The sequence below is a fragment of the Sphingomonas sp. BK580 genome (assembly GCF_014194975.1).
Lineage (GTDB): Bacteria > Pseudomonadota > Alphaproteobacteria > Sphingomonadales > Sphingomonadaceae > Sphingomonas.
The window spans coordinates 22,035-45,401 of record NZ_JACIAY010000003.1 but is presented as its reverse complement, the minus strand read 5'-3'; the positions used below and the strand labels follow the sequence as shown (position 1 = coordinate 45,401).

Sequence of the window (23,367 nt, the reverse complement as noted above, 5' to 3'; positions counted from 1 at the left end):
CGTTGGGCCCGGCGAGAAGCGCGCTATATAGGCCGCGCGCCCGATAATGGAACGATTGGTTGACCGAACCCCTGTCCCCCGACGATGCGACCCGACCGGATACGCCGGTCTATCTCGATCACGCCGCGACCACGCCGCCGACCGCGCGTGCGCGCGCGGCGGTGTCGGAGGGGCTGACGCACTGGGCCAACCCGTCGTCGCCGCACGCCGCCGGCCGCGCCTCCCGCGCCGCGCTGGAGCGCGCGCGCGCGCAGGTGGCCGCGGCCTATGGGTGGCGACACGAGACCTTGCTCACCAGCGGCGCCAGCGAGTCGCTCGCGATCGCGCTGGGCCGCAGCGTGGCGGGGCGGCGCGTGGTCAGCGCGGTGGAGCATGACGCGGCACTGCGCGCCGCCGGGGCGGCCGAGGTGCTGCCGGTCGACCCGCTCGGCCGCGTCGATCCGGCGCGGATCGGCGACGTCGCCGGCGCGGTGGTCGCGGTGCAATGGTGCAACAGCGAGACCGGGGTGCGCCAGCCGATCGCCGCGATCGCGGCGGCGGTCCATGCGCGGGGTGGCATCCTTCTGGTCGACGCGGCGCAGATGCCCGCCTGCGACGAGCTCGCCGCGCACGCCGACATGGTCGCGCTGTCGGCGCACAAACGCGGCGGCCCGCCGGGCGTCGGCGCGCTGCTGGTGCGCGACCTCGCCGTGCTGCACCCCAGCGGCGGGCAGGAGCGCGGCTATCGTCCCGGCACCGAGAACCTGCCCGGCGCGCTCGGCTACGCCGCCGCGCTCGCCGAGCCCGAGCCCGATCACGCCGCGCTGCGCGCGCACCTCGACGACCTGATCCGCCGCTCGGGCGGCGAGGTGGTCGGCGCGGGCGCCGAGCGCCACCCCGCGATCGGCTCCTATCGCATGCCTGGGATCGCCGCGGCGGCGCAGCTGATCCGCTTCGATCTCGACCGCATCGCGGTATCGGCGGGCAGCGCCTGCGCGAGCGGCAGCCTCAAGCCAAGCCACGTGCTGCGCGCGATGGGCTGGGGCGAGGAGGCCGCGCGCGAGGTGGTGCGCGTGAGCTTCGGGCGCACCACCTCGGTGGCGGAGGTGGAGCGTTTCGCCGCCGCCTGGCGCGCGGTCGCGCGGACGCGGCGGTTCGCGGCATGACCTATCTCGACTATCAGGCGACCGCGCCGCTCGCGCCCGAGGCGCTGGACGCGATGCTGCCGTGGCTGCGCGACCAGCATGCCAACCCGCACTCGCCGCACCGTCCCGGCCGCACCGCGCGCGCGGCGGTGGAGCTCGCGCGCGACCGCGTCGCGGCGCTGCTGCCCAGGGGTGGGCGGGTCGCCTTCACCGGGGGTGCGACCGAGGCGCTCAACTGGGCGACCAAGGGCGCGCCGGCGGGCCGGGTGGTGACGATCGCCACCGAGCATGCCGCGGTGCGCGACAGCGTCGCGGCGCGCGGCGACTCGGTCGTGCTGCCGGTCGGCGCCGACGGCCTGGTCGATCTCGCCGCCGCCGAGCGCGCGATCGTGCCGGGCGTGGCGCTGGTCGCGGCGATGCTGGTCAACAACGAGATCGGCGTGATCCAGCCGCTCGACGCGCTGGCGGCGATGGCGAAGCGTGCGGGCGCGCTGCTGCTGTGCGACGCGGTACAGGGTTATGGCCGCGTGCCGATCCCCGCCGACGCCGACCTGGTCGCGGTGTCGGCGCACAAGGTCTACGGACCTAAGGGCATCGGCGCGCTGTGGATCCGCGACGGCGTGACGCTCGCGCCGCTGCTCCACGGCGGCGACCAGGAGGGCGGTCGCTCGGGCACGCTCTCGCCGGCGCTGTGCTCCGGTTTCGGCGCGGCGGCGCTGCTGCTGGCCGAGCGGCGCGAGGCCGATGCCGCGCACGTCGAGCGTCTGTGGCAGGTGGCGCGCGAGCGGCTGCCCGGCTGGACGGTCAACGGCACCACCGAGGCGCGCTACCGCGGCAATCTCAGCGTGCGACGCGACGGGGTCGACGTGGCGCGGCTGATGAGCGACGTGCGCGACGTGGCCTTCTCCGCGGGCTCCGCCTGCGCCAGCGGCTCGGGGCGGAGCAGCCACGTGCTGCGCGCGCTCGGGCTGGGCGAGGTCGAGGCGCGGAGCTCGATCCGGCTCGGCTTCGGCCGCTACACGCGCGAGGACGAGCTCGCCGCGGCGCTCGACCGCCTCGACGCCGCCGCGCGCGCGCAGAGGATCGCGGCATGAGGATATGCTTCACCGACGGTGCCGCGGTGCGCGAGGTCGAGGCGAGGCCGGGCGAGCGGCTGCTCGACGTCGCGCGGCGTGACGGTCAGCCGCTGGAGGGGACCTGCAACGGCGAGCTGGCCTGTGCGACGTGCCACGTCATCGTCGCCGCGGACGACTTCGGGCGCCTGCCGCCGGCAAGCGAGGAGGAGGAGGACATGCTCGACCTCGCGCCCGACGCGCGGCGTACCAGCCGGCTGGCCTGCCAGATCGTGCTCACCCCCGCGCTGGACAAGCTTTCGGTTCGATTACCAACAAGTTCAGCATGAGTGCAGCGCCACTCCGCGATGGTCCTCGCACAGGGACATGTGAGGAGTGTTGCACATGAGATGGATGATGATGGGCCTCGCCGGCGTACTCGCGGCGACCTCGCTGGTGCCGGCCGCGGAGGCGCAGCGCTGGCGCGACGACGACCGCGGCTGGCACGACAACGGCCGGCATCGCGGCTGGGACCGCGGCGACCATCGCCGCTGGGACCGCGAGCGCCGCTGGCGCGACGACCGCCACTGGCGCGGTGACGGCCGGCGGTACGGCTGGAACGGCTATGGCCGCGACCGCGGCTGGGATCGGGGCCGCACCGTCTGTCGCTGGCAGGACGGGCGCTACGGCCCGGTGAAGCGGTGTTTCCGCGTCCGCGGCTGACGCGGGCTTGATCGCGCCGCCCGGCTCCGCCATATGGCGCGCGGGAGTCGGGCGGACGTGGTCGTCGCCAACCTGGTCAGGTCCTGACGGAAGCAGCCACAACGATTTCGCCGCGGGTCGTTCCGGCTCCCACCGTCGCCAGCACCGCGACCGGGCACTCCGCTCGTCACCTTACCGGGTCGTCACATCGCTGCGGCGTTGCAACAAAGCCGGACGTCGCCTGTTTCGCTACGCATGCGAAACCTCTCCCGACGCGACCTGATCAGCACGGCCGGCGGCGCTTCGCTGGTCTCCAGCCTCACCTGGGCCGTGCCCGGCCTCAGCCAAGGCGGAGGGGGGGAGACCCCCTTCTCCTGGGCGATCCTGCAGCAGCGCGCCGCCGCGCTGGCGAAGCGCCGCTACCAGCCGCCGCGCGAGAGCGCCGCCGCGAAGGCGCTCGACTTCGACGACGTCGGTACCATCCGGTTCAAGCCCGCTCGCACCGTCGCGGGTGGCATCCGGCTGTTCCCGCTCGGCAATGGGGCCGTCACCCCGGTGGCGATCAACCTCGTCGAGAACGGCCGCGTGCGCCCGATCGTCTTCTCGCCCGAGCTGTTCGAGGGCGGCAAGGTCTCGCCCCCGCCGGGCTTCGCCGGGTTCCGCGCGATGGAGACGGGGCGCGAGAGCGACTGGCTCGCCTTCCTCGGCGCGTCCTACTTCCGCAGCGCCGGGTCGCAGGACCAGTACGGTCTGTCGGCGCGCGGCATCGCGGTGGACACCGGGTTGGCGCGCGAACAATTCCCCAACTTCACCGAATTCTGGATCGAGCGCGAAGGCGACCAGAGCTACACGATCTACGCGCTGATGGACGGCGAGAGCCTCACCGGCGCCTATCGCTTCGTCAGTCAACATCCGAAGGCGGTGGTGCAGGACGTCTCGTCGGTGCTGTTCCTGCGCCGCGCGGTCGAGCGGCTCGGCGTCGCGCCGGTGACGAGCATGTTCTGGTACGACGACCGCACCCGCCGCGGCGCGACCGACTGGCGTCCCGAGATCCATGACTCGGACGGGCTCGCGCTGATCAGCCGCGAGGGCGAGCGCGTGTGGCGGCCGCTGCGCAACCCGCCGCAGCCCGCCACCGACAGCTTCGCCGCCGACGACGTGCGCGGCTTCGGCCTGCTCCAGCGTGACCGCACCTTCGACCATTATCAGGACGACGGCGCCTTCTACGACAAGCGCCCCAACCTGTGGGTCGAGCCGCGCGGCTCGTGGGGGCAGGGACGCGTGATGCTCTACGCCTTCCCGACCGACAGCGAGACGGTCGACAATGTCGTCGCCTTCTGGACTCCGGCAGCGCCGGTGCGCGCGGGCCAGCGGCTCCAGTTCGACTATCGCCTGACCTGGACCTCGGACGATCCGAGCCTCGACCGCGCCGCGCACGCCACCGACGTGTGGGTCGGCGCCGCCGGTCGGCCGGGGCTGCCGGCGCTGGCGGGGGCGAGCAAGCTGGTGGTCGACTTCGTCGGCGAGTCGCTCGCCGGTCTCGACCGCGACAGCAAGGTCACCGCCGAGATCGGCGTCACCCGCGGGACGCTGCTGAGCAGCGCGGTCTACCCCGTCGTCGGCCAGCGCAACCGCTGGCGTGTCACCGCCGACATCCGCCCCGCGGCGGCGGGCGGCTCCGCCGGCCCGGTCGACGTACGACTGTACCTCAAGCGCGGCGAGGCGGCGTTGAGCGAGACGTTGCTCGTGCCGATCTACCCGGCGTGAGCGCGCTGCCGTCGCGACTGCCGCCGGAGGCGCCGCTCGCGATGCCCGAGCAGCGCTTCGACGGTCCGCCGCCGGTGCCCTCGGCACCGCCGCCGATCGTGGGCGCGATCGGCTCGCCGACCGACGTGCTCGCGCGTCGCGCCATCCTCGTGCTGCTGACGCTGGTGCTGGCGCTCTTCGCCTCCACCTCGCTCAAGGAATCGGTGCTGAGCGACGGCATCGGCGTGACCGACGCGATGCTGCTCGCGATCTTCTTCCCGCTGTTCGCGCTGCTCGCCTTCGGCTTCATCAACGCGACCGTCGGCTATGTCGTGCTGACGACCGGTCTCCACCCCGGTTTCCGACCGGTGCCGCGCTGGTCCGAGCCGTTGCAGGGGCGTACCGCGGTGCTGATGCCGGTCCACAACGAGGACGTCGCCGACGTGTTCGGCCGGCTGGCGCACATGGCGGACGCGCTCGAGCGCGCCGGCGCGGCGGGATCGTTCGACTTCTTCGTGTTGAGCGACTCCGCTGCCGCCAACGAGGCCGAGGAGCTCGCCGCCTGGGAGATCCTGGCTCGCCGCAGCGCCTGCGCGATCTATTACCGTCGGCGGACGGAGAATGTCGGCCGCAAGCCGGGCAACATCGCCGAGTGGCTGCGCCGCTTCGGCGCCAGCTACGACTATATGCTGATGCTCGACGCCGACAGCCTGATGGGCGGCGAGACGATCCTCGGCATGGCGCAGATCATGGACCGCCGTCCCGCCGTGGGTCTGCTCCAGACCGTGCCGCAGGTGATCGGCGCGCGCACGCTGTTCCAGCGCTGGATGCAGTTCGCCAGCCGCATCTACGGCCCGATCGCCACCGCCGGTCTGGTGTGGTGGTCGGGGCCCGAGGCCACCTTCTGGGGCCATAACGCGCTGATCCGGGTCCGCGCCTTCGCCGAGAGCTGCGGCCTGCCCGTGCTGCCCGGCCAGCCGCCCTTCGGTGGCACGATCATGAGCCACGACGTCGTCGAGGCGGCGCTGCTGCGCCGGCGCGGCTGGCGCGTGCACATGGTCATGACCGAGGACACGTTCGAGGAATATCCGCCGACGATGATCGACGCCGCGGTGCGCGATCGGCGCTGGGCGCAGGGCAATCTCCAGCATCTCGCGCTGCTCCACGCCTCGGGCTTCCACTGGATCAACCGGCTCCAGCTGCTGCTCGGCGCCGCGGGCTATCTCGCTTCGCCACTGTGGCTGCTGCTCATCACGGTGAGCGTGGTGCAGGCGGTGCGCGGCGAGCGCGGGCTGATGTCGGGCGACTCGACGGGGACGGTGCTGTTCGTCACGCTCGCGCTGCTGTTCGGGCCCAAGCTGCTCGGCGTGCTCCACGCGGTCGCCGACGTGCGGCTGCGGCGATCGATGGGCGGGACAAGCGCGATCCTGCGCTCGGTCGCGCTCGACGTGCCGCTGTCGACGCTCGCCGCGCCAGCGATCGCGCTGACCCAGACGATCGACCTGATCGGCATCGCGCGCCAGCGCCGCGCCGAGTGGCAGCCGCAGAACCGCCGCGGCGACTCGCTCGCGCTCGCGGCGATCCTGCCGCGCTATCGCTGGCACCTGGGCCTCGGCCTGCTGCTGCTCGCGCTGACGCCGCTGATGCCGCTCACCGCATTGTGGCTGGCGCCGGTCACGCTCGGGCTGCTGTTGTCGCCGCTGGTCGTGCAATGGACGGCGAGCGAGCGCTGGGGGCGGCGGGTCGCCGCCGGGCGGCTGTTCCTGACCGACGTGGGTGTGCCCGAGCCGCAGCCGCTGCCGATCCTGGAGGGCGCGACCGGTCACCGTGCCTGAGCCCGTCACGAAAAAGGGGAGCGCCCGGGCGGGCACTCCCCCTTCCTCATCATGCGTGCTCGGTCAGCTCAGTTGCTGTCCGAATCGTCGCCGTCGTCGGCGATGATGATGATGCCGGCGACGACCGCCGCGGCGGCCACGGCCGCCACGATCAGCCCGCCGCCCGCGAGCGCCTTGCTGTCCTTCGACGTGGCCGAGCCGGCGCGCGCCGCCTTGGCGACCGACAGGCTAGCCGCCGGGTTGGCCGGCGCCGCGACCGCGGGAGCGACCGAGAGCGAGGCGGCCGCGGCCGCGACCAGATACTTACCGAGCTTCATTAGCTATCTCCCAGGGAAGAGTGGCGTGTCTTTCACGCCCTGATCGATAAGGCAATTCTGAACTGACCCAAAACGCGACCGGTTGAATACCCCCGGCGGCGGCGTGCCGGAGCAGGCGCCGCCCGCGGACGCGGTCACTCCTTGGCGGTGCCGGGCTCGGCCATGTTGCGGTGCATGTGCGCCGTCACCTCGGCGGGTAGGACATGCGCCGCCGCGGCCTGCAGCTTGTTCTTCCAGCCCGACACGATCGAGTGCTTCCCCGCCAATAGCGCGTCCCAGCCGTCGCGCGCCACCTTGGCCGGATCGGACTTGCTGTCGGATGTGCCGACGTCGGTGTCCATCATGTCGGCGCGGTCGAAGAACTCGGTATCGACCGGTCCCGGCATCAGTGTGGTCAACGTGATGCCCGGATGATCCTTGAGCTCGTCGCGCAGCGCGTCGGTGAAGTGGTCCACGAACGCCTTGGTGCCGTTGTACACCGCCTGGAAGCTGCCCGGAATGAACCCGGCGATCGAGCCGGTCACCAGCACCTTGCCATCGCCGCGCGCGACCATCTGCCGAAGCACCTTCTGGAGCAGATAGGTGGTGCCGGTGATGTTGGTGTCCACCACGCGCCGCCAGTCGGCCACGTCCTGGTCAAGGAAGGCGCGGCCGAGGCCGACACCCGCGTTGGCGCAGAGCAGGTCGATCGGCCGCCCGTCGGCGGCGGCGAGCAGCTGGTCGACGCCGTCGATCGTCGCCAGGTCGGCCTGGACCGAGCTGACCTGCGTGCCGAACTGCTCGAAGTCCGCCGCGGCGGCGTCGATCAGCGGTTCGTCGGCGACGACGAGGATATCATATCCGTCCTGGGCGGCGAGCGTCGCCAGTTCGAACCCGATGCCCGTCGACGCGCCGGTGATGATCGCGAATTTGTCCGCCATGCGTCTCTCTCCTCAGTCCAGACCGGGCTTGAGCACGATCTTGGTGACCTCGTTCTGCTGGTCGTGGAACATCTTGTAGCCCTTCGGCCCCTCGCTCAGCGGCATGCGGTGCGAGATCAGGAACTCGGTGTCGATCTTGTCCTCGAGGATCGCCTGGAGCAGCGCGGGCATGTAATGCTGGACGTGGGTCTGGCCGGTCTTGAGCGTCAGCCCCTTCTCCATGAAGGCGCCGAGCGGCCATTTGTCGACGAACCCGCCGTACACCGCCGGCATCGAGACCCGGCCGCCCTTGCGGCAGGCGATGATCGCCTGACGGTTGGCGTGCGCGCGGTCGGTGCCGAGGAAGGTCGACGCCTTGATCTGGTCGAGCACGTTGTCGACGAAGAAGCCGTGCGCCTCGAGCCCGACCGAGTCGATCACCGCGTCAGGACCGATCCCGCCTGTCATCACCATCAGCGCCTCGTAGACCGCGGTCTCCTCGAAGTTGATCGTCTCCGCGCCGAACCGCTTGGCGAGCGCGAGCCGGTTGGGGAAGTGATCGATCGCGATCACGCGCTCGGCCCCCATCAGGAACGCGGACTGGACCGCGAACAACCCGACCGGGCCGCAGCCCCAGACCGCCACCGTGTCGCCCGGCTCGATGTCGGCGTTCTCCGCCGCCATCCAGCCGGTGGGCAGGATGTCCGAGAGGAACAGCACCTTGTCGTCCTCGACGCCGTCCGGGATGACGATCGGGCCGACGTCGCTGAACGGCACGCGGACATATTCCGCCTGGCCGCCGGCGTAGCCCCCGGTCATGTGGCTGTAGCCGAACAGCCCCGCCATGGGCTGCCCGTACAGTTCCTGCGCGATGTCCTGGTTATCGGCGGGGAGGCCGTTGTCGCAGGCCGAATATTGGTGCTTCGAGCAATGATAGCAGCTGCCGCACGAGATGGTGAAGGGCACCACCACGCGCTGCCCCTTCTTCAGCGTCGATTTGGGGCCGACCTCGACCACCTCGCCCATGAACTCGTGGCCGAGCACGTCGCCCGACTGCATCGTCGGGATATAGCCGTCGTAGAGGTGGAGGTCCGAGCCGCAGATCGCGGTGGAGGTCACCTTGATGACGCAGTCGCGCGGGTTGACGATGCCCGGATCGTCGACGGTGTCGACGCGGACGTCATGCTTGCCATGCCAGGCGATCGCCTTCACAGCCCCATCTCCTCATATTGCTGGCGGTTCATCGCGGGGGTGGCGATCTCCCCGGTCTCGAGCAGCTGCTTGAGCCGGCGCAGGTCGCGGCGCGCCTGGATCGCGGGCTCGCGCTGGAACATCTTGGCGATCACCTTGCCGATCACGCCGCCGGGCGGGTCGTAGAGGATCGTCGCGACGACGACGGTGCCGCGCGCACCGGCGTCGTGGAACTCGACACGGCCCGAGTTGGGCACTTCCGCACCGTCCTCGCTGGTCCAGGCGAGAAGGCGGTTCTCCTCCTCCGCGGTGAGCCGCGCGTCCCACTCGACCGTGCCGCCCGCGGGCGCCTTCACGACCCAGTGCGAGCGCTGCCGGTCGAGCACCTCGATCCGCTCGACATTCTCCATGAAGCTGGGGAAGTTGGCGAAGTCGCGGAAGTAGGCGAACACCTCCGCGACCGGACGGTTGATCGTCACCGCGCGCGCGGTGATCTGCGTGCCGCTCGCCTCGGGGATCGAGGCCTTGGCGCGCTCGACCGCGTCGCGCTGCTTGGAGGTGGCGAGGGGGGCATCGTCGGACTGCTGGTGGAGCAGCTGGTCGGCCATCACGGGCTCCTTCGTGTCTGCTGCCCCACCAAGCGCCTGCTGGCGCGATGTGTTCCTCCCTTCTTCAACGACTTAATCTCGCTCAATGAGCTTCTATCATGGATTGCCCTTGCCACCGTGCGCGCCGAAGGCGGTGCCCGTGGTGAAGCTGGTCCCGTCCTCCGCCAGCGCGACGTAGAGCGGCGCCAGCTCGGCGGGCTGGCCGGCGCGGCCGAGCGGCGTCTCCTGGCCGAACTTGCCCATCTCACCCGGCAGCTGCCCACCGGCGACCTGCAGCGGCGTCCAGATCGGCCCCGGCGCCACCATGTTGACGCGAATGCCCTTCTTCGCGAGCTGCTTGCCCAGGCCCTTGGTGAAGATCAGGATCGCGCCCTTGGTCGAGGCATAGTCGAGCAGTTCCTCCTCGGGATCGTAGCTGTTCACCGAGCCGGTGTTGATGATCACCGAGCCGGGCGGCAGCGAGGGGATCGCCGCCTTGGCGATGCGGAAGGTGGCGAAGATATTGGTCTCGAAGGTACGCACCATCTGCTCGTCGCTGATCTCGGCGATGTCCTTCTTGCTCTGCTGGTAGGCGGCGTTGTTGACGAGCAGGTCGAGGCCGCCGAGCCCGCGCACCGCGTCGGCGACCAGTTTGGTGCAGGCGCGCTCGCTACGGATATCGGCGGGGAGCAGCACCGCCTTGCGCCCGGCCTGCTCGATCAGCGCCTTGACCTCCTGCGCGTCGGGCTCCTCGGTGGGATAATAGTTGATCGCCACGTCGGCGCCCTCGCGCGCGAAGGCGATCGCGACGGCACGTCCGATCCCACTGTCGCCGCCGGTGACGAGCGCGCGCCGGCCGGCGAGCTTGCCCGAGCCGCGGTAGCTGGTCTCGCCGCTGTCGGGACGCGGGTTCATCTTCGATTGCAGCGCGGGCCAGGGCTGGCGCTGCTCGGGAAAGGGCTGGTTGGTGTATTTGGTGCGCGGGTCGCTGAGCTTGGCGGGGCCGGACGGCGGCGTCCCCGCGGCCTGCGCCGCCGCACCGCTGGCGGAGAAGGCGAGGCCGGCGGCGGCGCCGCCCAAGATGGTGCGGCGGGTCGTACCCTGATCGTCCATGTCACTGATCTCCAGAGAGGATTTGCGCCGAACGGGTGAGACGCGCGGAGGTTCAGGGGGGAGGGCGAGGGCGCGCGAATGTTGCGAATGTTGAGTCGCCGGCGCGGCCGGTGGGTCGAACGTCGCGCGACTGACGACCGGGTATCAGTGGCTTGACGAGGGCGGCGACGTGGATGTTGCGGATCTTGAGTCACGGGCGCGTGGGGTACGGGGCACCTTGCTGCGGACGACATCGACCATGTTGAGGAGCGGCCGTCAGGATAGCTCGCTCCCCGCCAGGTAGGACAGCCCAGATCCTCCCCGCTGAGCGGGGCGGATCTAGGCGCTCCTCACGGCCCGTTCGCCGCCAGCTCCGCCAGCCATGCCCTGGCGGTCCCGTCCGAGGGCGCGCGCCAGTCGCCGCGCGGCGACAGCGCGCCGCCCGCCGACACCTTCGGCCCGTTGGGGATCGCCGAGCGCTTGAACTGGCTGGTCTGGAAGAAGCGGACCAGGAAGCGCTCGAGCCACAGCCGCACCGTGTCGAGATCATAGGCGGTGCGCGCGGCCTCGGGGTAGCCGATCGGCCAACGCCCCTGCTCCACGTCGCGCCAGGCGTGCCAGGCAAGGAACGCGATCTTCGACGGCGCCAGCCCGTGGCGGATCACGTAATGCGCGAAGAAGTCGTTGAGCGCGTAGGGGCCGATCTTGCTCTCGGTGCTCTGCAGCTCCTCGCCCGGCACCAGCTCGGGCGAGATCTCCTGCGACAGGATGGCGTCGAGCACGGCGTTGGTCGGCGCGTCATATTGGCCGGTCGCGATCGCCCAGCGGATCAGGAACTGGATCAGCGTCTTGGGGACGCCGGCGTTGACCGCATAATGGCTCATCTGGTCGCCGACACCATAGGTGCACCAGCCCAGCGCCAGCTCGCTGAGGTCGCCGGTGCCGACCACCAGCCCGTCGCGCTGGTTGGCGATGCGGAAGAGATAGTCGGTGCGCAGCCCCGCCTGGACGTTCTCGAAGGTGACGTCATAGACCTTCTCGCCGCGCCCGAAGGGATGGCCCATGTCGGCGAGCATCCGCGTCGCGGCAGGGCGGATGTCGATCTCCTCGGCGGTGATGCCGAGCGCGTCCATCAGCCTCCAGGCGTTGCTCTTGGTGCCCTCGCTGGTGGCGAAGCCGGGCAGGGTGATGCCGAGGATGTCCGCGCGCGGCCGCCCGAGCCGGTCGAGCGCTTTGGCCGCGACGATCAGCGCGTGCGTGCTGTCGAGCCCGCCCGAGACGCCGATCACCAGTCGCCGGGCGTTCGCCGCGATCAGCCGCTTGGCGATGCCCTCGACCTGGATGTTGAACGCCTCGTAGCAATCCTCGTCGAGCTTGGCGGGATCGTTGGGCACGAAGGGGAAGCGGCGCAGCTCGCGCTCCAGCCCGACGTCGCCGAAGTCGGGTCGGTGCGCGAAGCCGATGCGGCGGAAGCGCGTCTCGGGATGGCCGAGCAGCGCGGCGCTGTCGTTGAAGGTACCGTTGCGCAGCCGCTCCTGCGCGAGCCGCTCGAGGTCGACGTCGGCGATCACCAGCTCGGGCTCGTGCGCGAAGCGGGTCGAGTCCGCGAGCAGCTCGCCGAGCTCGTGCACGGTGCCCTGGCCATCCCAGGCGAGATCGGTGGTGCTCTCGCCCGGACCCGCGGCGGAATAGACATAGGCGCACATCGCGCGCGCCGACTGCGACGCCGAGAGCATCATCCGCTCGCGCGACTTGCCGATCACCACGTTCGAGGCGGAGAGATTGGCGCACACCAAAGCGCCGGCGAGTGCGCCGAGGGTGGAGGGTGGGGTCGGGGACCAGTAGTCCTCGCAGATCTCAGCGTGGAACACGAAGCGCGGCAGGTCCTCCGCGGCGAACAGCAGGTCGGTGCCGAACGGCACCTCCTCATCGTCGAGCCGGATCGTCAGCCCGGCCAGCCCGGCGCCGCTCGCGAACCAGCGCTTCTCGTAATATTCGCGGTAGTTGGGCAGGAAGGTCTTGGGCACCACGCCGAGCACGCGACCGCGCGCGATCGCCAGCGCGCAATTGTACAGCCGTCCTTCCCGCACCAGCGCGGCGCCGACCAGCAGCACGGGGCGAAGCTCGACCGACGCCGCCACCACGGTCGCGATCGCCGCTCGGCTCGCGCGCTGCGATGCCGACTGGAGGTGCAGGTCGTCGATCGCGTAGCTGCTGAGATTGAGCTCGGGGAAGACGACGAGGTCGACCGCGCCTGCGTGGGCGCGCCGCGCCAGTGCGACCGTCGCCTCGGCGTTGAAGGCGGGGTCGCCCACGCTGGCGGGCGGGGTGGCCGCGGCGACGCGCAGCAGGCCATGGTGATGGATCGAGCGGAAGGCCGGGTTCATGTCAGTGACCTAGCGGCCCGCGCGCCGCCTCACCACCCGGCGCATCTTAACTTCTCTCAGTCGCCGCAGCGCGCTAGGCTGGCCGACGCGATGAACCAACCGCTAACCTCGGCGAGCGACCCGACTTTATTGTTCGCGCACGGCGGCGAGATGGGCCAGCGGATCCTGGCGCACGACTGGTCATCCTCGCCGCTAGGCCCGATCGCCGGCTGGCCCGCGGAGTTGCGCAACGCGCTGGCGCTGGCCTTGCCCGCGCGAGTCGAGATCGTGCTGTTCTGGGGAGCCGACTACGTCGCGCTCTACAACGACGCCTATGCGCCGACGATCGGCGCCAAGCACCCGCGCGCGCTGGGCCGCCCGGCGCACGAGTCGTGGAGCGAGCTGTGGGACGATCTCGAACCGCTGCTCGCGCACGTGCGCACCAGCGGCGAGACCTTCGCCGCCAAGGACCGCCCGTTCTACATCGAGCGCGGCGGGCTGGGCGAGACGGTCTATTTCGACGTGAGCTACTCGCCGGTGCCGCTGGCGGACGGCGGCGTCGGCGGGGTGCTGTGCATCGTCTCGGAGACCACGGCGCGGGTGCGTGCCGCGCGGGCGATGGCGGAGGACCGCGAGCGGCTGCGCGAGATGTTCGACCAGGCGCCCGGCTTCATCGCGGTGCTGCGCCAGCCCGGCCATGTCGTCGAGCTCGCCAACGCGTCCTACCGCCGGCTGGTCGGCGGGCGCGACGTGGTCGGCCGCGCGCTCGCCGAGGCGGTGCCCGAGGTGGCGCAGCGCGGGCTCATCGACAAGCTCGACGGCGTGGTCGCGACGCGGCGACCCTATCGCGGGACCGAGGTGCCGCTGCTGCTGCCGCGCGACGACGGCGGCAGCGAGGAGCGGCGGCTCGATTTCATCCTCCAGCCGGTCACCGACGCGGACGGAGCGGTCACCGCGGTGTTCGTCGAGGGCACCGACGTCACCGAGCGGCACCGCGCCGAGAGCGCGCTGGCGCTGAGCCGCGACTCGCTCGAGCTCGCCACCGAGGCGGGCGAGATCGGCACCTGGGACTATGACCTCGCCGCCGACCGCTTCTCCTGCTCGCCGCGGACCTGGGCGATGTACGGCATCGCGCCGGGCCCGGCGCAGTCGCTCGCTGAGTTCGCTGCCTTGCTCCATCCGGAGGACCGGCCGCGCGTGCGCCAGGCGTTCCTCGCCACGATCGATCCGGCGCGTCGCGCGCGCTACGACATCGAATATCGCACCTGCCCGGCACCCGACGGGTCGTTCCGCTGGCTAGCGGTCCGCGGGCTCGGGCTGTTCGAGGGCGAGCGCTGCGTGCGCGCGATCGGCACCGTGATCGACGTGACCGCGCGCAAGCGCGAGGCCGACGCGCTGCGCGAGAGCGAGGCGCGCTTCCGCATGCTCGCCGACAGCCTGCCCGCGCTGGTGTGGCTGACCGACGCCGAGCTCAACCTCACCTTCGCCAGCGAGGGCTTCCGCACGATCCTCGGCGTCGCCCCCGACGCGGTGGTGGCAGGCGGCTGGCTCTCGCTGCTGCCGAGCGAGCTGCGCGCGTCCGCGGCACGGCGGCTGGTCGAGCGGCAGCGCGCGCGCGACCCGCTCAGCGGCGACTATCGCCTGCTCACCCGCGCGGCCGGCGAGCGCTGGGTCCATGCCGAGGCGCGACCGCGCTTCCTGGACGGCAGCTTCCTCGGCTATGTCGGCTGCGCGATCGACGTCACCGAGGCGCATCTCGCCGGCGAGCGGCTCGAGGCGCGGGTGGAGGAGCGCACCGCCGAGCTGACCCGCCAGATCGCCGAGCGCGAGAAGGTGGAGGAGACGCTCCACCAGCTCCAGCGGCTCGAGGCGGTCGGCCAGCTCACCTCGGGCGTGGCGCACGACTTCAACAACCTGCTCACCGTGGTGCTCGGCAACGTCGAGATGGTGTCGCGCGCCGCCGCACGCGGTCCGCTGACCCCGCGCGCGCTCGAGCAGCTCGATCACGTCCGCGCCGCGGCCGAGCGCGGCGCCACGCTGACGGCGCAGTTGCTCGCCTTCTCGCGCCGCCAGCGGCTCGAGGCCAAGGTGGTCGACCTCAACGCCGCGGTGACCGGCCTGGTCCCGCTGCTCGAGAGCACGCTCGGGCGGTCGATCGCGATCGAGGCGGCGGTGTGTGCCACGCCGTGGCCGGCGATGGTCGACCCGACCCAGCTCGAATTGATCCTGCTCAATCTCGCGATCAACGCGCGCGACGCCATGCCGGGGGGCGGGACGCTGCGGGTGAGCACCGCCAATGTCACGCTCGGTGCCCCGGTGCGGCCGGAGGAGCCGTCTGCCGGCGATTACGTCCGGGTCGCGGTGAGCGACACCGGCACGGGCATGACGCCCGAGGTGCTGGCGCGCGCGTTCGAGCCCTTCTTCACCACCAAGGAGGTGGGCAAGGGGTCGGGGCTGGGGCTGGCGCAGGTGTTCGGCTTCGCCAAGCAATCGGGCGGCGGGGTGCGGATCGACACCGCGCCGGGCGAGGGGACCCGCGTCTCGGTCTATCTGCCGCGTGCGACGGCGGCGCCGGAGGAGGCGGCGCGACGCGAGGAGCGCGGCGCCGGCGGCTCGGTGGCGGGACGCCGTGTGCTGGTGCTCGACGACGAGGACCGCGTGCGCGAGATCACCGCCGCCGCGCTGCGTGACGCCGGCTGCGGCGTGGTCGAGGCGGCGGACGGCACCGCCGCGCTCGACGCGCTCGACGCCGATCCCGCGATCGAGGCGGTGGTCGCGGACGTGGCGATGCCGCTGATGACGGGAATCGAGTTCGCGCGGCGCGCGCGCCAGCGGCGGCCGACGCTGCCGGTGCTGTTCGTCACCGGCTACGCCGACGCGGAGGAACTCGCCGACGTTCCCGCGCCGCAGGTGATCCGCAAGCCCTACACGCGCGCCCAGCTCGTCGAGCGGCTTGCCGCGCTGCTCGCGCCCGCCGAGCTGTCCCAAGGCTGACTCGCCGGTTCAGCGATCATTCTACCATCACGCGCTAGACCGTGCGCATGATGGGGCCGGCTGGTGCGCCGGCGAGCGAGAGTGGAAGCCATGATCAAGGCGTTGGTGGTGGGACTGCTGGCGAGCGCCGGGCTGTTGCCGGCGGCGTCGGCGCAGCAGGGCACGCTACGCGACGCGATGCGCGCGCGCATGCAGGCGCGGGTCGAAGCGCGCGGCGACGTGCCGCGCGGGCCTGGGCCGCAGGCGCCGGGGCCGCGGGGCGAGTGGAACCGGCCCGACCGTCCCGAGCACGTCGACACCGGCGGCCGGGGTCGGCGCGACCCCGGCAGCGGCGGGCGCGGTGGCGACCGTGCCGGCTGGGGCGCCCCTCCCGCGCCGGCGCCGGCGCCGGCGCCGGTGCCGCGCCCCGACGCGCGGCCCGGCGGGTGGAGCTATGGTGCCGCGCCGAGCGGAGGCCGCGGCGACGTCGACCGCTCGCGTGCCGAGTGGCGCAGCGGTCGCGACCGTTCACCCGGATGGGACCGCCGCGACGACGTGCGCCCCCGCGCGGACGGCGACTGGCGCAGCACGCGCCGCGACGGCGCCTGGGAACGGCGCGACCGGGACGATGGCGCGTGGCAGCGGCGCGACCGCGGCAACCACGCCTGGGGCGGCGGCGGTGACGGCGGCTTCGGTGGAGGCTGGGGCGGCCGCGACGACCGCGCGCGCTGGAACCGCGACTGGCGCCGCGACCAGCGCTACGATTGGAGCGGCTATCGCAGCAGCAACCGCTCCGCTTACCGCCTGCCGCGCTATTACGCGCCCTACGGCTGGGGCGGCGGCTACACGCGCTTCGGCATCGGCGTGCGGATCGCGCCGACCTTGTTCGCGCGCAGCTACTGGATCGACGATCCCTACGCGTATCGCCTGCCCGACGCCTACGGCCCGTACCGCTGGGTGCGCTACTACGACGACGCGCTGCTGGTCGACCTCGACAGCGGGCAGGTGGTGGACGTGATCTACGACATCTTCTGGTAAGGCGAGCGGGGACGCGGGGCGGCTTGCGCGCCGCCCCGCGCCGCGCGATGGACCCGGCATGGCACTGACGACCCTTCCCCCGGGCGGCCCCTCCGCCGCGCGCGCCGCGATCGGCGCGGCGGTGGCCGCCAAGCTCGACGCCGATCCCCGCATGCAGCGCCTGCCGAGCGACAGGGTCGCGGCGTGGCGCTGCCTCGACTTCCTCGACCAGGCGTGGTGCGACTGGCTCATCCAGGTGATCGACTCGAACCGCCGCCCGTCGTCGCTGCTGAGCGACCGCGGCGACCCGAGCAATCGTACCAGCGAGAGCTGCGACATGGACCGGTTCGCCGAGGGCATCCGACAGGTCGACGAGTCGATCGCCGCGCTGCTCGGCATCGCCCCCGACTACGGCGAGACGATGCAGGGGCAGCGCTATGCCCCAGGCCAGCTGTTCCGCACCCACCACGATTACTTCCACGAGGGCGAGAGCTACTGGCCGCGGATGCGTGAGAACGGGGGGCAGCGCACCTTCACCGCGATGATCTACCTGAACGCGGTGGAGGAGGGCGGCGCGACCTGGTTCCCGCAGGGCGGCCTGCGCGTGGCGCCGCGCCGCGGGATGCTGCTCGCCTGGGACAACATGAACCCGGACGGCAGCCCCAACACCGCCACGCTGCACGAGGGCATGGCGGTCGTCGAGGGCACCAAATACGTCGTCACCAAGTGGTTTCGCGAGGAGCCCTGGGGCCGCGCCGCGCGCGCGGCGGCGGAGGCTGCCGCGGCCGCCGCCGCAGCGTCGACGGGCGCGCCCGCCTCTGCTAAGCGGTGACATGCTTCAGGCCAGCCCCGGTTTCTCGCTCAGCACCCGCCCGCGCGCGATCGCGCGCTGGCTCTACTGCGTCGCCGCGCTGATCGTCGCGATGGTGGTGGTCGGCGGCGTCACGCGGCTGACCGAGTCCGGGCTGTCGATCACCGAGTGGAAGCCGATCTCGGGCGTGATCCCGCCGCTCACCACCGCGCAATGGCAGGCCGAGTTCGCCAACTACCAGCGCATCCCCGAGTATCAGCAGCTCAACCGCGGCATGACGCTCGATGGCTTCAAGGCGATCTTCTTCTGGGAATATGCGCACCGACTGCTCGGCCGCGTGATCGGACTGGCGTTCGCGCTGCCCTTGCTGTGGTTCGCGGCGAAGCGCCAGGTGCCGCGCGGCTATGGCTGGCGGCTCGGCGCGCTGCTCGCGCTCGGCGGGCTGCAGGGCGCGATCGGCTGGTGGATGGTCGCCTCGGGCCTCTCGGTGCGGACCGACGTCAGCCACGTGCGGCTCGCGGTGCATCTCGGCACGGCCCTGTTCATCCTCTCCGGCATCGTCTGGACCGCGCGCGACCTGGTCGCGCTCGCCGACAACCCGCTCGCGCGACCGGCGCCGTTGCGCGCGGTGCCCGCGCTGGCGCTGGCGCTGCTCGCGGTGCAGATCGTGTTCGGCGCCTTCACCGCGGGGCTCGACGCGGGCTATGCTTTCGCGAGCTGGCCGCTGATGGGCGACGCGCTGTTCCCGGCGGGTACGCCGATGGTCGCGCCGGCGTGGCGCAACGCGGTCGACAACCCGATCGTGGTGCAGTTCATCCATCGATGGTTCGCCTTCGTCGCCGCGGTGGGGCTGCTGTTGCTGGCGCATCGAGCGCGACAGGTGCGCGTCTACCGCGCCGCCGCGGCGGTGACGCTGTTGGTGGTCGCACAGGTGGCGCTCGGCATCGCCACGTTGCTCAGCGGTGTCGAGCTGCCGATCGCGGTGGCGCATCAGGCGAATGCCGCGCTGCTGCTGATCGCGGCGGTGGTGGCGGCGCACGGGGTGAGCCGCAACCGCGCCTGATCAGGCCTCGGGTATCACAATACCCGTCGACAAAGTGGCGGAAACCTTGACTTCGCGGGGTGGGGGCGGCATTGCCGCCTCATCGGCGCGCACGCCCGGCGGGGCGGCGCGTCTTTTCTATTCGAACGCGAACAGAGGTCACAGGCACCATGAAGGCGCTGATGAAGACCACCAAGGCGGCCAAGCCGCACGAGGTGGAGAAGAAGTGGCACATCGTCGATGCCGACGGCCTGGTGGTCGGTCGCGCCGCGGTGGTGATCGCCAACGTGCTGCGCGGCAAGCACAAGACCAGCTTCACCCCGCACGTCGACTGCGGTGACAATGTCATCGTGATCAACGCCGACAAGGTGCGCTTCACCGGCAACAAGCTGGGCGACAAGGTCTATTACAAGCACACCGGCTACGCCGGCGGCATCAAGGGCGTCACCGCGGCCAAGGTGCTCGAGGGGCGCTTCCCCGAGCGCGTGCTCGAGAAGGCGGTCGAGCGGATGATCCCGCGCGGCCCGCTGGGTCGCCAGCAGATGCGCAACCTGCGCATCTACAAGGGCACCGAGCACCCGCATGAGGCGCAGAACCCCGCGGTGCTCGACATCGCCGGCATGAACCGCAAGAACAAGGTGGGCGCATAATGTCCGACAACCGCCAGTCCCTCTCCGATCTCGGCGCGGCGCTCCAGCAGCAGCGCGAGGTCCAGACCGACGCCGCCGACGCCTCGGCCGAGGCTTATCTCGCCGGCAGCATCGACGAGCCGGTCCAGCGCGCCCCGCTGCGCGCGCAGGAGCTCGACAAGCAGGGTCGCGCCTATGCCACCGGCCGCCGCAAGGACGCGGTCGCCCGCGTGTGGCTCAAGCCGGGCTCGGGCAAGATCACGATCAACGGTCGTGACCAGGAGATCTATTTCGCGCGTCCGACGCTGCGTCTCGTCATCAACCAGGTGTTCGGGATCACCGAGCGCGAGGGCCAGTATGACGTGGTCTGCACCGTCAAGGGCGGCGGTCTCTCGGGCCAGGCCGGCGCGGTGAAGCACGGCATCAGCCAGGCGATCACCAAGTATGAGCCGGTGCTGCGCGCGCCGGTGAAGGCGGCGGGCTTCCTCACGCGCGACAGCCGCGTCGTCGAGCGCAAGAAGTACGGCCGCGCCAAGGCGCGTCGCAGCTTCCAGTTCTCGAAGCGCTAAGCGGCGGCGTGGCCCGGTGCTCCTGCGCACGCAGGGGCCCGAGGCCGCGCGCACCAGCCTTCGTCGCCCCGGGCTCCTGCGTGCACGGGAACACGGTGCGACGGGAGAAGAACAGAAAGGGCGGTCCGGCGACGGGCCGCCCTTTCCGCATCCGGCGCATGTCACTTCCGTAACAGCGGCGTGACAGCGCGCGTCACCGATCCGTCGTCAAGCTGACACGCAACAAGTGGAGAGAGGTCGGACATCACCGTCGCCCGACAGAGGGTCCAACGAAGGTAATGCGCTGACATGACAGCAGTGATGACGACGGCCGGGGTCGCCCAGGCCTATGATCGCTGGGCCCCGATCTACGACCTGGTGTTCGGGCCCGTCTTCCGCCAGGGCCGCGCCAGCGCGATCCGCGCGGCCGACCGGATCGGCGGCCGCATCCTCGAGGTGGGGGTCGGCACCGGCATATCGCTGCCGGGCTACGCGCGCACCAGTCGGGTGACCGGGATCGATATCTCCGAGGACATGCTCGACAAGGCACGCGCGCGCGTCCGCCGGCAGAACCTCCACAACGTCGACGCGATCCGCGTCGGCGACGCCGAGGCGCTCGACTTCGAGGACCAGTCGTTCGACGTGGTGGTCGCGCAATATGTGGTCAGCGCCGTCGCCAACCCGGCGCGCGCGCTCGACGAGTTCGCGCGCGTCTGTCGGCCGGGCGGCGAGATCATCATCACCACGCGCGTCGGCGCCGAGAAGGGCATGCGCGGTACGATCGAGAAGACGCTGATGCCGGTGACCAGCCGGCTCGGCTTCCGCACCGACTTCCCCTTCGCGCTCTACGCCGACTGGATCGCGCGGCGCGAGGATGTCGCGCTGATCGAGCGCCGCGAGATCCCGCCGCTCGGCCATTTCTCGCTGGTGCGAATCGCCAAGCTCGACCGGGAGGACCAGTGATGCCGACGATCCGCAAGCTCCGCTTCGAGGACGAGCAGGGAAATCCCGGCTTCCGCGCGCAGCTGAAGGAGCAGCGCTGGGACGACCATCGCTTCTACCACCACAATCTGGTCAACCAGAGCCTGCACTTCGTCAGCGCGTGCACCTTCCTGGTGGCCTACGCACTGCTGTTCGTCGACGCCGCGCTGGCGAGCCTGCTCGCCTGGGGAGTCGCGATGACGAGCCGCCAGGCCGGTCATTTCTTCTTCGAGCCCAAGGACTACGACCACGAGAACGGGGTCAGCCACGAGTATAAGGAAGAGGTCAAGGTCGGCTACAATCTCACGCGGAAGTACGTCCTGATGGGGCTGTGGCTGGCGATCCCGCTGGTGCTCGCGGCCGAGCCGACGCTGTTCGGGCTGCTCGAGCGGCCGGACACGGCGCTCGACTTTCTCCGGCACGTCGGGTTCGGCTGGCTGTGCTTCGGCGTGGCGGCGATCCTGTTCCGCGTGACGCAGCTGTGGATCGAGCGTGACCTGGAGACGGGGATCGTCTGGGCGACCAAGATCGTCACCGATCCGTTCAGCGACTTCCGCCTCTATCGCACCGCGCCCGCGCGGCTGCTCAAGGGCGAGCGCAGCGAGGATCACCACGCCGCGGCGTGAGGCTGTTAGGGGCGACTTCTGCTGCTCCTGACTGTTCCCCGGCGGAAGCCGGGGTCCAGTTGGGGTACGCTGGTGAGACCCACTACGGCCTTCCCAGCTGCGCCCCGGCCTTCGCCGGGGAACGGTCAGCAGCAGCGTTTCACCGCCTCAGCCGCGCCCGCAGCGACTCGCGCAGCGCCATTCGCCGCAGCTGCCTGTCGCTGACCGCAGGCCCGCTCCACCAGCCGTCCGCCTGCATCGCGCGCGCGGCGGCGACGAAGCGACGGACGATCTCGTCGAACAGGGCCTCGTCCACGTCGAGGCTGAAGATCAGCCGCCCGGTGCCGACCCAGCTCAGCGCCAGCCCCTCGGCGCGGAGGTAGTATTGCAGCATCCAATTGTAGCGCGACGGCCGCGCGTACAGCACGGTCCAGATCGTCGAGAGGTTGGCGACCGCGACCGGCAGGTCCTCGGCGGCGAGGGCGGCGTTGAGCTGCGCCGCGCGCGCGTCCCAGCGGGCGTCGAGCCCGTCGTACAGCGCCTGCACCGGGCGCGTCTCGAGCCGGCGCAGGAACGAGTCCATCGCCGCCATCACATAGGGATGCGCGTTGAAGGTGCCGCGCGCGAAGCAGATGTCGACCGGGCGGTCGTCGCGCCAGCGCTTCATCAGCGCGGCGCGCCCGGTGAGCACGCCGACCGGCAGCCCGCCCCCCAGCGTCTTGCCCCAGGTGATCAGGTCGGGCTCGACCCCGACGCGGCGGAGCAGACTGCCCGGCGCGAGCCGGAAGCCGACGAACACCTCGTCCGCGATCAGGACGATGCCGTTGGCGCGGCAGGTCTCGGCGAGGCGGTGGAGCCAGCGCGCATAGCCGTCGAGGTCGGCGCCGGCGCGGCGCGCGCTGTCGACCAGCTGGCTGTCCGACGGCGCGCCCGCATTGGGGTGGAGCGCCTGGAGCGGGTTGACCAGCACGCAGGCGATGTCCTGCCGGGTGGCGAGCACGCGCAGCGTCTCCTCACGCATCTCGGCGAGCGTCAGCGTGTGGTCGGCGGGGACGGGGTTGCCGATGCCGGGCTGCACGTCGCCCCACCAGCCGTGATAGGCGCCGGCGAAGCGCACCAGCCGGCGCTTGCCGGTGTGATAGCGCGCCAGCCGCACCGCCTGCATCACCGCCTCCGTGCCCGACATATGGAACGACACCTCGTCGTGCCCCGACAGGGCGCGCAGCCGGCGGACGTTGTCGGCCACGACCGGGTGGTAGGCGCCGAGCAAGGCGCCGAGCGGCTCGGCGGTGGCGACTGCCTCGCGCAGCGTCTCCTTGTAGAAGTCATTGCCGAACAGGTTGACGCCGTACGAGCCGGTGCAGTCGATCAGGCGGTTGCCGTCGAGGTCGATCAGCCACGCGCCCTCGGTCCGCTCGACGAAGGCGCCCGTCGGCAGCTTGGCGCGCACCACCTCGGCGAAGGGGAACGGGACTCGGTAGCGGCCGGTGAACTGCAGGTCGGAGAGTCCCGCACGCGTCTCCGCGGTGAGCGCCAGCGTCTTCGGGAAGCGTTCGGCGTAGCGCTCGCTCAACCGGCGGAAGCCGTCGCGCCGCCGCGCGGCGACCGCGTCGTCGCAGCCGTCGGCGCGGAAGAAGCGTTCCTCCGGGTGGCTGTAGTAAGGGATCTGGCCCGCCACCCGCTTGGCCATGCGGACGTGCCCGCCGAGCGAGGGATGTTTGGCGCGCGACAGGCGCAGCCGCTCGCGCGCCTTGCTGACCGCGAACACGGTGGTGGCGACCGCGCCGGCCACCGCGACGAACGTCTTCTTCTCCATGCCTCCCCACAGACCCTCACGATGACGCAGGTGT

At 71.4% G+C, this 23,367-nt stretch carries 21 protein-coding genes and 1 other RNA gene; 15 read left to right on the top strand and 7 right to left on the bottom strand.

Annotation, left to right across the window (positions count from 1 at the left end):
• The first annotated feature begins 59 nt into the window (after window positions 1-59).
• From FHY05_RS06655 to mdoH, 7 genes are all read left to right on the top strand, one after another.
• Window positions 60-1,145: a cysteine desulfurase family protein gene (locus FHY05_RS06655; protein ID WP_260181324.1), complete on the top strand. Its 1,086-nt coding sequence runs from the start codon at window positions 60-62 to the stop codon at window positions 1,143-1,145.
• Entirely contained in the window at window positions 1,142-2,218 is a 1,077-nt protein-coding gene (locus tag FHY05_RS06650; RefSeq protein ID WP_183943617.1) for a cysteine desulfurase family protein, read from the top strand. Before FHY05_RS06655 ends, FHY05_RS06650 begins: the two co-directional genes overlap by 4 nt.
• Window positions 2,215-2,526 (top strand): 2Fe-2S iron-sulfur cluster-binding protein, encoded by a 312-nt coding sequence (locus tag FHY05_RS06645; RefSeq protein ID WP_183943616.1) that lies wholly within the window; start codon window positions 2,215-2,217, stop codon window positions 2,524-2,526. Before FHY05_RS06650 ends, FHY05_RS06645 begins: the two co-directional genes overlap by 4 nt.
• A 55-nt stretch (window positions 2,527-2,581) precedes the next feature.
• Window positions 2,582-2,899: a hypothetical protein gene (locus tag FHY05_RS06640; protein WP_183943615.1), complete on the top strand. Its 318-nt coding sequence runs from the start codon at window positions 2,582-2,584 to the stop codon at window positions 2,897-2,899.
• Window positions 2,900-2,938: 39 nt separating this feature from the next.
• An RNA gene (ffs, locus tag FHY05_RS06635) (signal recognition particle sRNA small type) lies at window positions 2,939-3,036 on the top strand.
• A 97-nt stretch (window positions 3,037-3,133) separates the two neighbouring features.
• Entirely contained in the window at window positions 3,134-4,645 is a 1,512-nt protein-coding gene (locus tag FHY05_RS06630) for a glucan biosynthesis protein (protein WP_183943614.1), read from the top strand.
• A complete protein-coding gene (mdoH, locus tag FHY05_RS06625; RefSeq protein WP_311732385.1) occupies window positions 4,642-6,459 on the top strand; it encodes a glucans biosynthesis glucosyltransferase MdoH in 1,818 nt (605 codons plus the stop codon). Before FHY05_RS06630 ends, mdoH begins: the two co-directional genes overlap by 4 nt.
• Before the next feature lie 68 nt (window positions 6,460-6,527).
• Here the strand turns inward: mdoH and FHY05_RS06620 are convergent, their stop codons facing one another.
• The 6 genes from FHY05_RS06620 to FHY05_RS06595 form a co-directional block, all read right to left on the bottom strand.
• Window positions 6,528-6,776 carry a hypothetical protein gene (locus FHY05_RS06620; RefSeq protein ID WP_183943613.1) on the bottom strand — a complete coding sequence of 83 codons (249 nt, stop codon included), beginning with the start codon at window positions 6,774-6,776 and terminating at the stop codon, window positions 6,528-6,530.
• A 134-nt stretch (window positions 6,777-6,910) separates the two neighbouring features.
• Entirely contained in the window at window positions 6,911-7,696 is a 786-nt protein-coding gene (locus tag FHY05_RS06615; RefSeq protein ID WP_183943612.1) for an SDR family oxidoreductase, read from the bottom strand.
• A 12-nt stretch (window positions 7,697-7,708) separates the two neighbouring features.
• Window positions 7,709-8,887 carry a zinc-dependent alcohol dehydrogenase gene (locus FHY05_RS06610; protein ID WP_183943611.1) on the bottom strand — a complete coding sequence of 393 codons (1,179 nt, stop codon included), beginning with the start codon at window positions 8,885-8,887 and terminating at the stop codon, window positions 7,709-7,711.
• Complete coding sequence (locus FHY05_RS06605; protein ID WP_183943610.1) at window positions 8,884-9,474, bottom strand: SRPBCC family protein; 591 nt, start codon at window positions 9,472-9,474, stop codon at window positions 8,884-8,886. The genes FHY05_RS06610 and FHY05_RS06605 overlap by 4 nt, the downstream gene beginning before the upstream one ends.
• Window positions 9,475-9,570: 96 nt before the next feature.
• Window positions 9,571-10,566, bottom strand: coding sequence for an SDR family oxidoreductase (locus FHY05_RS06600; RefSeq protein ID WP_183943609.1), 996 nt, complete (start codon window positions 10,564-10,566; stop codon window positions 9,571-9,573).
• Between the two features lie 329 nt (window positions 10,567-10,895).
• Complete coding sequence (locus tag FHY05_RS06595; RefSeq protein WP_183943608.1) at window positions 10,896-12,932, bottom strand: NAD(+) synthase; 2,037 nt, start codon at window positions 12,930-12,932, stop codon at window positions 10,896-10,898.
• Between the two features lie 90 nt (window positions 12,933-13,022).
• Here FHY05_RS06595 and FHY05_RS06590 point away from each other — a divergent pair, with 90 nt between their 5' ends.
• From FHY05_RS06590 to FHY05_RS06555, 8 genes are all read left to right on the top strand, one after another.
• The gene (locus FHY05_RS06590) at window positions 13,023-15,905 is read left to right on the top strand and encodes a PAS domain-containing protein (RefSeq protein WP_183943607.1); all 2,883 of its coding nucleotides are present in this window, start codon (window positions 13,023-13,025) and stop codon (window positions 15,903-15,905) included.
• Window positions 15,906-15,995: 90 nt separating this feature from the next.
• Window positions 15,996-16,922 carry an RcnB family protein gene (locus FHY05_RS06585; protein WP_260181290.1) on the top strand — a complete coding sequence of 309 codons (927 nt, stop codon included), beginning with the start codon at window positions 15,996-15,998 and terminating at the stop codon, window positions 16,920-16,922.
• Between the two features lie 58 nt (window positions 16,923-16,980).
• Complete coding sequence (locus FHY05_RS06580; protein ID WP_183943606.1) at window positions 16,981-17,733, top strand: 2OG-Fe(II) oxygenase; 753 nt, start codon at window positions 16,981-16,983, stop codon at window positions 17,731-17,733.
• A 1-nt stretch (window position 17,734) separates the two neighbouring features.
• On the top strand, window positions 17,735-18,775 hold the full coding sequence (locus FHY05_RS06575; protein WP_183943605.1) for a COX15/CtaA family protein: 1,041 nt from the start codon (window positions 17,735-17,737) through the stop codon (window positions 18,773-18,775).
• Window positions 18,776-18,924: 149 nt separating this feature from the next.
• Window positions 18,925-19,404, top strand: coding sequence for a 50S ribosomal protein L13 (gene rplM, locus FHY05_RS06570; RefSeq protein WP_132907965.1), 480 nt, complete (start codon window positions 18,925-18,927; stop codon window positions 19,402-19,404).
• Window positions 19,404-19,952 carry a 30S ribosomal protein S9 gene (gene rpsI / locus FHY05_RS06565; RefSeq protein WP_132907964.1) on the top strand — a complete coding sequence of 183 codons (549 nt, stop codon included), beginning with the start codon at window positions 19,404-19,406 and terminating at the stop codon, window positions 19,950-19,952. Before rplM ends, rpsI begins: the two co-directional genes overlap by 1 nt.
• Window positions 19,953-20,252: 300 nt before the next feature.
• Window positions 20,253-20,894: a class I SAM-dependent methyltransferase gene (locus FHY05_RS06560; protein ID WP_260181282.1), complete on the top strand. Its 642-nt coding sequence runs from the start codon at window positions 20,253-20,255 to the stop codon at window positions 20,892-20,894.
• The gene (locus FHY05_RS06555; RefSeq protein WP_221191062.1) at window positions 20,894-21,538 is read left to right on the top strand and encodes an Mpo1-like protein; all 645 of its coding nucleotides are present in this window, start codon (window positions 20,894-20,896) and stop codon (window positions 21,536-21,538) included. Before FHY05_RS06560 ends, FHY05_RS06555 begins: the two co-directional genes overlap by 1 nt.
• A 139-nt stretch (window positions 21,539-21,677) precedes the next feature.
• Here the strand turns inward: FHY05_RS06555 and FHY05_RS06550 are convergent, their stop codons facing one another.
• Window positions 21,678-23,333 carry an aminotransferase class III-fold pyridoxal phosphate-dependent enzyme gene (locus FHY05_RS06550; protein WP_183943603.1) on the bottom strand — a complete coding sequence of 552 codons (1,656 nt, stop codon included), beginning with the start codon at window positions 23,331-23,333 and terminating at the stop codon, window positions 21,678-21,680.
• Window positions 23,334-23,367 lie beyond the last annotated feature (34 nt).